This is a genomic window from Mesorhizobium sp. B1-1-5, assembly GCF_006443065.1.
GTDB lineage: Bacteria > Pseudomonadota > Alphaproteobacteria > Rhizobiales > Rhizobiaceae > Mesorhizobium.
Genome location: NZ_VFWS01000149.1, coordinates 1 through 11,200, shown reverse-complemented (window position 1 = coordinate 11,200; position 11,200 = coordinate 1). Strand labels below are relative to the sequence as shown.

Below are 11,200 nucleotides of genomic sequence, written 5' to 3'. Positions count from 1 at the left end.
CCCCCCTTGAGGGGGAGATGGCCGGCAGGCACGAGGGGGGTGCCTCGCGCCACTCTTACCCAGTTATCCTCACTGCGCCGGCACCTTGTCCAAAAACCCGGTGACGCTCTTCAGGCGGCCGTTCTCGATAACGCCGATGTCGGTGCCTTCGATGACGGACTCCGTGCCTTCCGGCCCAAGATTCCACGAGAAGCGGATCTTGTCTGCGAAACCGTCCGGCTCACCCTTCAGCGAGAAGCGGAAGCCGGCGAAACGCTGCTGGACACCGTCGATCAGCGCGGCGATGCCGTCATGGCCGTCGCCCTGCATGACCGGGTCGCGATAGCTGACATCCTTGGTGAAGGCAGCTTCGAGCAGCGCCTTGCGGCGCTGCGCATCGCTCTCGTTCCAGGCGGCGATGTAGGTGCGGGCGATCGTGTTGAGGTCGGTCATAGTCATGGTCCTTCGTTGGATCGTTTCGACATGACGCTTTTCGCCCGGCAAAAGAGTGAAACCAATTACGCCTGAGGTAATCGGGAAACCATCTCGAAGAGGAAGGAAACCATGAGCAGCGGATTTTTCGGCGACATCAAGACAATCAAGTATGAAGGGCCGGATTCGCCCAATCCGCTGGCCTATCGCCATTACAACCCCGATGAGGTGGTGGCCGGCAAGCGGCTGGAAGACCATCTGCGCTTCGCCGTCGCCTACTGGCATTCCTTCGCATGGCCGGGCGGCGACCCGTTCGGCGGCCAGACCTTCGACCGGCCCTGGTTTGCCAAGCCGGGCGGCGTCGACACGATGGAACTGGCCAAGCTCAAGGCCGACGTCGCCTTCGAGATGTTCTCGTTGCTCGGCGCGCCCTATTTCTGCTTCCACGACGCGGACGTGCGCCCGGAAGGCAAGGATTTTTCGGAGAGCGCCGCGCGCCTCGACGAGATCGCCGACTATTTCGCAACCAAGATGGAAGAGACCGGCGTCAAGCTCCTCTGGGGCACGGCGAACCTTTTCTCGCACCGCCGGTTCATGTCGGGCGCGGCCACCAATCCCGATCCGGATGTGTTCGCCTATGCGGCGGCGACGGTGAAGAGCTGCATCGACGTCACCAAGAAGCTCAAGGGCGAGAACTATGTGCTGTGGGGCGGACGCGAGGGCTATGAGACGCTGCTCAACACCGACCTTGCCCGCGAGCAGGAACAGGCCGGCCGCTTCCTCAACCTCGTCGTCGACTACAAGCACAAGATAGGTTTCACGGGCACGATCCTGATCGAGCCGAAGCCGCAGGAGCCGACCAAGCACCAGTACGACTACGACGTCGCCACCGTCTACGGCTTCCTCAAGCGCTTCGGGCTGGAGAAGGAGGTAAAGCTCAACATCGAGCAGGGCCACGCGATCCTGGCCGGCCATTCCTTCGAGCATGAGCTGGCTTTGGCGAACGCGCTTGGAGTCTTCGGTTCGATCGACATGAACCGCAACGACTACCAGTCGGGCTGGGACACTGACCAGTTCCCCAACAACGTGCCGGAAATGGCGCTGGCCTATTACCAGGTCCTGCAGGGCGGCGGCTTCAAGACCGGCGGCACAAATTTCGACGCCAAGCTCAGGCGCCAGTCGCTCGACCCGGACGACCTCCTGATCGGCCATATCGGCGGCATGGATGCCTGCGCACGCGGCCTCAAGGCGGCGGCCAAGATGATCGAGGACAAGGCGCTGTCCGGCCCACTCGCCGAGCGCTATGCCGGCTGGAACACCGCCGAAGGCAAGGCAATGCTTTCGGGCGAGCGCACGCTGGAGGAGATCGCCGAGCGCGTCGTGAAGGAGAAGATCGAGCCGCAGCCGCGCTCCGGCCGGCAGGAGCTGCTGGAGAACATCGTCAACCGCTACGTCTGATCGCTCAGGCGGAATGCCCGACCGTATAGCGTTCGCGCGGGGCAGAACTTCACGACAAGGTTTTGCCCCGAGCCGCCCCTTAATCGCCCCGCTCTTGCCTTCAAACAGCCGTCACGGAACTCGTATAAACGTGGCTCCTGTGGCGGGTGAAGAAGAAGGAGGCGAACCGATATGCAGCATGAACGCGAGATCGACGCCCTGCTTTCGTCCGGCGAAGCCGGATCGATCATCGACCGGCTGATGGCGTTGCCGCATTCGAAAGACGGCGGCCGCAAGACAAATGAATGGGACCGCGCGGTCGCCGCGCGGTTGGAAACGGCGCTGGCCAAGAGCATGCGCACGCGCATCGTCGGCGACGGCCGCGACGCCGCCTGACAATTCCCGTGATTTGACGAAAAGAGGTGGCTTCTCCATCCTGCACCGATGATACGCGCGGTGCTGCTTGATCTTGTGGGTGTCGTCTACGATGGCGATACCCCGATCGCAGGTGCCGTGACCGCGGTCGAGCGTTTGCGCAAGGCCGGGCTGCCGCTCCGCTTTGTCAGCAACACGACGCGCTCGCCGCGCAGCAAGATTGTCGCGCAACTTGCCGCGATGGGCATCGAAGTTGCGGATGAAGAATTGCTGACGCCGGCGCGCGCTGCGATCGAATGGTTGCGCAGGCATGGCCGCGAGCCGCATCTGCTCGTCCATCCCGATCTCGAAGCAGAGTTTTCGGGCCTGGAGGGAGGAAGCAGCAAGGCGGTCGTCGTCGGCGATGCCGGGGAGGCGTTCGGCTACGCCAGCCTCAACCGTGCTTTCCGCGCGTTATCCGCCGGTGCCGATTTTGTGGCTTTGGCCACCAACCGCACCTTCAAGGATGCGGATGGCCAACTCAGCCTCGACGCCGGCGCCTTCGTTGCGGCCCTCGAATTCGCCAGCGGCCGAAGCTCGGTCGTGCTCGGCAAGCCGTCGGCGGACTTCTTCCTTTCGGCGCTTGTCGATTTGAACTGCCCTGCGGCCGATGCGGTCATGGTCGGCGACGACGCGGAGAGCGATGTCGCCGGCGCGCTGCGCGCCGGGCTTGGCGCGGCGCTGCTCGTGCGGACGGGCAAGTACCGCCCCGGCGACGAAACGCGCTTCGATCCGGCTCCGACGGCGTTGGTCGACGACCTCGCCGGCGCGACAGACTGGATACTCAACCGCGCCGAAGCCTGACCGGCGCCTCGCCGAAAGCCCTTGAAAACGCCCTGGAAAGTGCCGCGGCGGACGAAAAGCCGGTACGCCCGGCGATGTCGGCCATGGCGATGCGCGTGTCGACCACCAGACGACGGGCGGCGCTGAGGCGCAGCCTCAGATAATAGGCGCCGGGGGTCTCGCCGATCGACTTGCGAAAAATGCTTTCCAGCGTTCTCGCCGTGACACCGGCGCGTTTGGCCACGGCGTCGATGGTGAGCGGCTGGTCGACATGCGCTTCCATCAGCCGGATCGCCTGGGCAAGCCGCGGATCGTAGCCGTCGAGCCGGCCGAGCGAGACCAGCGGCTGCGCGTCGGTCGCGGCGCGCGCCTGGTCATAGATGAAGACGCTCGCCACATCGAGCGCAGCGGCCATGCCGAGCCTCGTGCGGACCAGATGTAGCATCAGGTCGAAGGTCGGCGAGGCGCCGCCGGAGGTGAAGACCGGCCCGTCGATGACGTAACGGTCCGGCCGCACATCGACGCCCGGGAATGCGGCGGAGAAATCCTCCATGTCCTCCCAATGCGTGGTGGCGCTGCGCCCCTCGAGCAGGCCGGCGCGCGCCACCAGCCAGGTGCCCGCCTCGACGCCGCCACAGGCGCGGGCAGCGCGCGCTGCCCTGCGCAAGCCCGCGAGCAATGCCGAGGTGGCGTAGTTCTGCGTGCCGAAGCCGGCGACGACGACCAGCATGTCGGTGGCCTCGCCCGCGTCGAAGCGGCCGCTGACAGCCACGGGAAGGCCGCATGTCGTGACCGGCGCCTCGCCGGTGACCGAGACCAGCTTGAAATCGAACAGCATCTCGCCTGAGATGCGGTTTGCGGCGCGCAAAGGATCGACGGCCGAGGCCACGCACATGATCGACGACCCCGAGAACACCAGGAGCGTAACCTTGAGCGTCCCGCGCTCGGACCGAAAGATGGTCGGCTTTTCGCTTTTGATCATGAGACCTTCGTAAAACGCAAAACAGTTTCCGACAAGTAGGGCATTCTTGGTGAATTGCCGTGCATGCCGTGCCGCTATCGGCTCCCGCTTCTGGATGGCATGCATGGCCGATCGAATCTGGGAGGATCAAAATGCCGCTTGCGATGAACCGCGAGGTCTTCATTACCTGTGCCGTGACCGGCTCCGGCGGCACGCAGGACCGCAGCCCGCATGTGCCGCGCTCGCCCAAGCAGATCGCCGATTCGGCGATCGACGCCGCCAAGGCGGGTGCCGCGATCGTCCATTGCCATGTGCGCGACCCCGAGACCGGCAAGCCGAGGCGCGACGTGCATCTCTACCGCGAGGTGACCGAGCGCATCCGCGAGGCGAACGTCGACGTGGTGCTGAACCTCACCGCCGGCATGGGCGGCGACATGGTGTTTGGCTCGCCGGAAGCGCCGTTGCCGCTCAACGAGAAGGGCACCGACATGGGCGGCGCCACCAACCGCATGGAACATGTGCGCCAGTGCCTGCCGGAGATCTGCACACTGGACTGCGGCACGATGAACTTCGCCGAGGCCGACTATGTGATGACCAACACGCCCGGCATGCTGCGCGCCATGGGCGGCATGATGACGGCGCTGGGCGTCAAGCCTGAGATCGAGGCCTTCGACACTGGACATCTGTGGTTCGCCAAACAGCTGGTCGAGGAGAATGTGCTCAACCCGGACGCGCTGGTGCAGCTCTGCATGGGCGTGCCGTGGGGCGCGCCGGACGACCTCAACACCTTCATGGCGATGGTCAACAACGTGCCCTCGACCTGGAACTGGTCGGCCTTCTCGATCGGCCGCAACCAGATGGCCTATGCGGCGGCGGCCGTGCTTGCCGGCGGCAATGTCCGCGTCGGCCTGGAGGACAATCTGTGGCTCGACAAAGGTGTGCTGGCCACCAACGCGCAACTGGTCGAACGCGCGGCGAGCATCGTCACCAATCTCGGTGCGCGCGTGCTTGGACCTGAGGAAGTGCGCAAGAAGCTCAACCTGACCAAGCGGGCGCCGATCGCAGCCGCGGCATAAGCATGATCCCGAAAAGTGGGAACCGGTTTTCGGACCAGATCATGCTCAAACAAGACTTCGGGAGCGCACCATGGCTACCGTCAAATTCAGCGCGATGAAGGACGGCGACAAGGAAGACTACGAATTCCTGACCGCCCATGAGATCGACTATGCCGCCAAGACCGGCGACCGGCTGCTCGACGCGCTCGTGCGGCTCGACGAGGGTCTGTCGGGCTACAAGATCACCCGACTCGGCCATTCGCTGCAGGCGGCGACGCGCGCCTGGCGCGACGGCGCCGACACCGACTGGATCGCCTGCGCGCTGCTGCACGACATCGGCGACATCTACGCGCCCTACAACCACGACGAATACGCGGCTGCGATCCTGAAACCCTTCGTGCGCGAGCAATGCACCTGGGTGGTGGAGAAGCACGGCGATTTCCAGCGCCTCTATTACGCGCATCATCTGGGCGGCAACCGCCATGCCCGCGACCGCTTCGCCGGCCACCTCTATTTCGACGACTGCGACCAGTTCTGCGAGCGATGGGACCAGTCGAGCTTCGATCCCGACTACGAGACGCTGCCGGTCGAATTCTTCCGGCCCTTCGTCCTCGAAGTGTTCGCCCGAAAGGCCTACGATCCGGCGGTGATCCGCGCCGGCGAGCGTGTGGCCCTCACCGACCCCGAAACAGCCAAGACGAGAACCGGAGCCTGACAAGCATGAGCATCATCAACAAGGCGGCCGCCATCGGCGGCGGCGTCATCGGCGCCGGCTGGGTGGCGCGGCTGCTGCTCAACGGCATCGACGTGTCGATCTTCGATCCGGATCCGGAAGCCTCGCGCAAGGTGGGCGAGGTGATGAAGGGCGCGAGGCGGGCCTACAAGCAGATGCTGCCCGCCGGCCTGCCCAAGGAAGGCAAGCTCACCTTCGCCAAGACCATCGCCGAGGCGGTTGCCGACGCCGACTTCATCCAGGAAAGCGTGCCGGAGCGGCTCGACCTCAAGCACAAGGTGCTGGCCGAGATCGACGCGCATGCGCCCGCCAATGCCATCGTCGGCTCGTCCACCTCCGGCATCAAGCCGACCGACATGCAGGTGGCGATGAAGAAGCATCCGGAGCGGCTGGTGGTCGGCCATCCTTTCAACCCGGTCTATCTCTTGCCGCTGGTCGAGATCGTCGGCGGCGAGCAGACCTTCCCCGAGGCCATTGAGGTGGCCAAGGAGCTCTACGCCTCGATCGGCATGAAGCCGGTGGTGGTACGCAAGGAGATCGAGGCATTCGTCGGCGACCGCCTGCTCGAAGCGGCCTGGCGCGAGGCGCTGTGGCTGGTCAAGGACGGCATCTGCACCGTCGAGGAACTCGACGACATCATGCGCTATTCCTTCGGCCTGCGCTGGGCGCAGATGGGCATGTTCCAGGTCTATCGCGTCGCCGGCGGCGAGGCCGGCATGCGCCACTTCATGGCGCAGTTCGGACCTTGCTTGAAATGGCCGTGGACCAAGCTGATGGACGTGCCCGAGTTCAACGACGAGCTGGTCGACCTGATCGCCACGCAGTCGGACGAGCAGGCGCACGGCCTGTCGATCCGCGAGTTGGAGCGCATCCGCGACGACAATCTGGTCGCGATCATGGAAGCGCTGTCGAGGCAGAACAACGGCAAGGGCTGGGGCGCCGGCGCGCTGCACAAGGACTATACTAGGCAGCTCGCCAAGCTGGCCGCGAAGAAAACTCCAGCCAAAGCTGCCGAAAAGGCAAAGCCGGCGAAGAAAGTAGCCAAGCCGGCAAAGGCTGAGAAGCCCGCCAAGGGCGATAAGGCGAAGAAGAGCAAGAAGAAGGGCTGAGGCAATGCATTTCGGTCTTTCGGAAGAACAGAAGCTCATCGTCGAGACGACGCGCGCCTTCGTCGAGAACGAACTCTACCCGCATGAGCGCGAGGTGGAGCGCACCGGCGTGCTGCGCCGCGAGCTGATCGACGAATTGAAGGCGAAGGCGATCGGGGCCGGGCTTTATGCCGCCAACATGCCGGCCGATGTCGGCGGCGCCGGCCTCGATACGGTAAGCTGGCTGCTCTACGAGAAGGAGCTTGGCCGCGCCAATTACGCGTTGCACTGGACCTGCGTGGCGCGTCCGTCCAACATCCTGCTTGCCGGCACGCCGGAGCAGCGCGAGAAATATCTCTTTCCCTGCATCCGCGGCGAGAAGTCGGACTGCCTGGCGATGACGGAACCCGGCGCCGGCTCCGACCTGCGCGGCATGAAGGCGACCGCGGTGCAAGACGGCTCGGACTGGGTGCTCAACGGCACCAAGCACTTTATCTCCCATGCCGACATCGCCGACTTCGCGATTTGTTTCATGGCGTCGGGCGAGGAAGAGACTTCGCGCGGCAAGCGCAAGAAGATCACCGCCTTCTTCGTCGACAAGGGCACCAAGGGTTTTTCGGTGCGCGACGGCTATCGCAACGTCTCGCATCGGGGCTACACCAATTCGATCCTCGAATTCGACGACTGCCGGCTGCCGGCTTCCCAGGTGCTCGGCGAAGTGCATAAGGGCTTCGACGTCGCCAACTCCTGGCTCGGCGCCACGCGTCTCCAGGTCGGCGCCACTTGCCTCGGCCGCGCCGAACGCGCGCTCTCGCACGCAATAGAATATGCCGCGCAGCGCCAGCAGTTCGGCCAGCAGATCGGCAAGTTCCAGGGCGTCTCGTTCAAGCTCGCCGACATGGCGACGGAATTGAAGGCCGCGGACCTGATGGTCTTCGAAGCCGGCTGGAAGTACGATCAGGGCACCGTCACCGACCAGGATATGGCGATGGCCAAGCTGAAGGCCACGGAGATGCTGGCCTTTGTCGCCGACGAGGCCATCCAGATCCATGGCGGCATGGGTCTGATGGACGACCTGCCGCTGGAGCGCATCTGGCGCGACGCCCGCGTCGAGCGCATCTGGGAAGGCACGTCGGAGATTCAGCGACATATTATTTCGCGGGCGCTGCTGCGTCCGTTCGGAGCTTAGAGCATGATGCACCAAGGCCCGGATCCGGCCTTGGACAAGATCGCGCTCAAACGAAAAGATGGCCATGCATAAACTCGAACGTCTCCTGCGCCCGAAATCGATCGCCGTGTTCGGCGGCGCGCAGGCCGCCGCCGTCGTGGCGCAGTCGATCAAGATGGCCTTTGCCGGCGAAATCTGGCCGGTGCATCCGACCAAGGATGAGGTCGCCGGCCGCAAGGCCTACCGCTCCGCCGCCGACCTACCCGGAGCGCCGGACGCCGCATTCGTCGGCGTCAACCGGCATCTCACCATCGAGGTGATCAAGGCGCTGGCCGAGCGCGGCGCCGGCGGCGCTGTCTGCTTTGCCGCCGGATTCCTCGAGACCGAAGCCTATGACGAGGACGGCGAGCGGCTGCAGGCGGAGCTCGTCGCCGCCGCGGGCCAGATGCCGATCATCGGGCCGAACTGCTACGGCCTGATCAACTATGCCGACGGCGCGTTGCTTTGGCCCGACCAGCATGGCGGCATCAGGCTGGCCGAGGGCGGCAAGGGCGTCGCCATCATCACCCAGTCGTCCAACATCGCCATCAACATGACGATGCAGAAGCGCGGCCTGCCGATCGCCTTCCTGATGACCGCCGGCAACCAGGCGCAGACCGGCCTTTCGGAAATGGCATTGGGCCTGATCGAGGACGAGCGCGTCACCTCGCTCGGCCTGCATATCGAGGCCTTCGACTCGGTCGCCGGCTTCGAGAAGCTGGCGGCCCGGGCGCGCGAATTGAAGAAGCCGATCATCGCCATGAAAGTCGGCCGCTCGGAGCAGGCAAGGCAGGCGACGGTGTCGCACACTGCCTCGCTGGCCGGCTCGGACGCCGCCTCCGGCGCCTTCCTGAAGCGTCTCGGCATAGCGCGCGTCGATTCCATTCCCGCCTTCATCGAGGCGCTGAAGCTGCTGCACATCACCGGACCATTGCCCGGCTACAGGCTGTCGTCGATGAGCTGCTCGGGCGGCGAGGCCTCCGTCATGGCGGACAGCGCCGAGGGGCGCTGGGTGCATTTCCCGGCACTGACGGCCGAGCACCGCGCGCATGTCAAATCGACGCTCGGACCGCTGGTCGCGGTCGCCAATCCGCTCGATTACCACACCTTCATCTGGAACAACGAGCCGGCGATGACGGCCACCTTCACCGCCATGGTGTCGGGCGGTTTCGACCTCAACATGCTGGTGCTCGACTTTCCGCGCCCGGACCGCTGTTCCGACGTCGACTGGTGGGCGACGCTGCGCGCCTTCGAGGCGGCATTGAAGACCAACGAGGCGCAAGGGGCGATCGTCTCCTCGCTGCCGGAAAACCTGCCTGAGGAATACACCGCCGGCCTGATGGCGCGCGGCATGGTGCCGTTGTTCGGCATCCCGGAAGCCATGGACGCCGCCCAAGCCGCCGCCTTCATCGGCTGGGCCTGGCGCGAGCCGCAGGCGCAGCCGGTCGACACCACCGCGGCGGGGGCTTCCGAAGCCAAGCGCGTGACGCCGGACGAGGCCGAGGCCAAGGAAAGGCTGATCAACGCCGGCCTGCCGGTGCCGAAGGGCGAGCGCGCCTCCAATGCGGTCGAGGCGGTGATTTCGTCGATGACGCTGGGTTTCCCGGTGGCGCTGAAGGCGCTTGGCGTCACGCACAAATCGGAAGTCGGCGCGGTGCGGCTCAACCTCAAGGACGCCGAATCCGTCAGCGCCGCCGCGCATGACCTTTTGCCGCTCGGCACTGGGCTCTATGCCGAGCGCATGGTGCGTGACGGCGTCGCCGAGTTGATCGTCGGCTTCACCCGCGACCCGATGTTCGGCGTGGTGATGACGCTCGGCACCGGCGGCGTGCTGGTCGAGCTTTTGCGCGACAGCGTGACCCTGATGCTGCCGGCCACGCGCGACGACATCGAGGCGGCATTGCGTGGGCTCAAGCTCTATCCTCTCCTCGAAGGCTATCGCGGCCGGCCCAGGGCCGACGTCGACGCCGCCATCGACGCCATCGCCGGCATTGCCGACTTCGTGCAGAAAAACGAAGGCGAGATCGAGGAGCTCGACATCAACCCGCTGATCGTCTGCGCCAAAGGCAAGGGCGCCTGGATCGCGGATGCCTTGCTGGTGCTTGGAGAAAAGAAGAATGGCTGAAATCATCACCACCCGCCGCGAGGGCACGATCCTCGAGGTCACGCTCGACCGGCCGAAGGCCAACGCGATCGATCTGAAGACATCGCGGCTGATGGGCGAGACCTTCAAGGCGTTCCGCGACGATCCCGGCTTGCGCGTCGCCATCGTCAAGACCGCCGGCGACAAGTTCTTCAGCGCCGGATGGGACCTCAAGGCGGCGGCCGCAGGCGACGCGGTCGACGGCGACTACGGCGTAGGCGGCTTTGCCGGGCTGCAGGAGTTGCGCGACCTCAACAAGCCGGTGATCGCCTGCGTCAACGGCATGGCGGTGGGCGGCGGCTTCGAGCTGGCGCTGTCCTGCGACCTCATCTACGCCTCGGACCATTCCTCCTTCGCGCTGCCCGAGATCCGCGCCGGCACGCTGGCCGACGCTGCGACCATCAAGCTGCCGAAGCGCATCCCCTACCATATCGCGATGGACCTCCTGTTCACCGGCCGCTGGATGGATGTTGCCGAGGCGCATCGCTGGGGCCTGGTCAACGAGGTGCTGCCCAAGGACAAGCTCGAGGAGCGCGTCTGGGAGATCGCAAGGTTGCTCGCAAGCGGCCCGCCGCTGGTTTTCGCTTCGATCAAGGAGACCGCGCGGGTGGCCGAGGCGCTGACCTTCCAGGACGCCATGAACAAGGTGACGCGCCGGCAGCTGCCGACGGTCGACAAGCTCTACGGCTCGGAAGACAATATGGAAGGGTTCCGGGCCTTCGCGGAGAAGCGCGAGCCGGTTTGGAAGGGACGATAGCATCGGAGATGACGGCGCGAGGCACCCCCCTCTGCCATGCCGGGCATCTCCCCCTCAAGGGGGGAGATCAGATGTCACGCCCGCTTTCGCCAATCGCCGACGTTGGGAAAGAAGTGCCGTCGACGAAACTGCCAATCTCCCCCCTTGAGGGGGAGATGTCCGGCAGGACAGATAGGGGGGCCCGGGCGCAATCATCTAAAGTTGGTCATGC

General features: G+C 65.1%; 11 protein-coding genes. 9 read left to right on the top strand and 2 right to left on the bottom strand.

The features are described 5' to 3' along the window. Positions 1 to 69: 69 nt before the first annotated feature. Positions 70 to 432, bottom strand: coding sequence for a nuclear transport factor 2 family protein (locus tag FJ980_RS27125; RefSeq protein WP_140546751.1), 363 nt, complete (start codon positions 430 to 432; stop codon positions 70 to 72). Positions 433 to 543: 111 nt separating this feature from the next. Here FJ980_RS27125 and xylA point away from each other — a divergent pair, with 111 nt between their 5' ends. From xylA to FJ980_RS27110, 3 genes are all read left to right on the top strand, one after another. After that, a complete protein-coding gene (gene xylA, locus FJ980_RS27120; protein WP_140546750.1) occupies positions 544 to 1,869 on the top strand; it encodes a xylose isomerase in 1,326 nt (441 codons plus the stop codon). A gap of 171 nt (positions 1,870 to 2,040) precedes the next feature. Then, positions 2,041 to 2,244: a hypothetical protein gene (locus FJ980_RS27115; RefSeq protein ID WP_140546749.1), complete on the top strand. Its 204-nt coding sequence runs from the start codon at positions 2,041 to 2,043 to the stop codon at positions 2,242 to 2,244. A gap of 60 nt (positions 2,245 to 2,304) precedes the next feature. Beyond that, positions 2,305 to 3,066: a TIGR01458 family HAD-type hydrolase gene (locus FJ980_RS27110; protein ID WP_348640667.1), complete on the top strand. Its 762-nt coding sequence runs from the start codon at positions 2,305 to 2,307 to the stop codon at positions 3,064 to 3,066. On the opposite strand, the gene FJ980_RS27105 is transcribed toward FJ980_RS27110, so the two are convergent. Further along, the gene (locus tag FJ980_RS27105; protein ID WP_140546747.1) at positions 3,047 to 4,027 is read right to left on the bottom strand and encodes a GlxA family transcriptional regulator; all 981 of its coding nucleotides are present in this window, start codon (positions 4,025 to 4,027) and stop codon (positions 3,047 to 3,049) included. The genes FJ980_RS27110 and FJ980_RS27105 overlap by 20 nt on opposite strands. Before the next feature lie 131 nt (positions 4,028 to 4,158). Between FJ980_RS27105 and FJ980_RS27100 the strand changes: the two genes are divergently transcribed. The 6 genes from FJ980_RS27100 to FJ980_RS27075 all read left to right on the top strand — a co-directional run bounded on the left by FJ980_RS27100 (position 4,159) and on the right by FJ980_RS27075 (position 10,989). Beyond that, positions 4,159 to 5,082 (top strand): 3-keto-5-aminohexanoate cleavage protein, encoded by a 924-nt coding sequence (locus tag FJ980_RS27100; RefSeq protein ID WP_140546746.1) that lies wholly within the window; start codon positions 4,159 to 4,161, stop codon positions 5,080 to 5,082. 70 nt (positions 5,083 to 5,152) lie between these two features. Continuing rightward, positions 5,153 to 5,776, top strand: a complete 624-nt coding sequence (locus FJ980_RS27095; RefSeq protein WP_140546745.1) for an HD domain-containing protein — start codon at positions 5,153 to 5,155, stop codon at positions 5,774 to 5,776. A 5-nt stretch (positions 5,777 to 5,781) separates the two neighbouring features. Beyond that, positions 5,782 to 6,903 carry a carnitine 3-dehydrogenase gene (locus tag FJ980_RS27090; protein WP_140546744.1) on the top strand — a complete coding sequence of 374 codons (1,122 nt, stop codon included), beginning with the start codon at positions 5,782 to 5,784 and terminating at the stop codon, positions 6,901 to 6,903. Between the two features lie 4 nt (positions 6,904 to 6,907). Beyond that, positions 6,908 to 8,071, top strand: a complete 1,164-nt coding sequence (locus tag FJ980_RS27085) for an acyl-CoA dehydrogenase (protein WP_140546743.1) — start codon at positions 6,908 to 6,910, stop codon at positions 8,069 to 8,071. A 64-nt stretch (positions 8,072 to 8,135) separates the two neighbouring features. Further along, entirely contained in the window at positions 8,136 to 10,214 is a 2,079-nt protein-coding gene (locus FJ980_RS27080) for an acetate--CoA ligase family protein (protein ID WP_140546742.1), read from the top strand. Next, the gene (locus FJ980_RS27075; protein WP_140546741.1) at positions 10,207 to 10,989 is read left to right on the top strand and encodes a carnitinyl-CoA dehydratase; all 783 of its coding nucleotides are present in this window, start codon (positions 10,207 to 10,209) and stop codon (positions 10,987 to 10,989) included. Before FJ980_RS27080 ends, FJ980_RS27075 begins: the two co-directional genes overlap by 8 nt. Positions 10,990 to 11,200 lie beyond the last annotated feature (211 nt).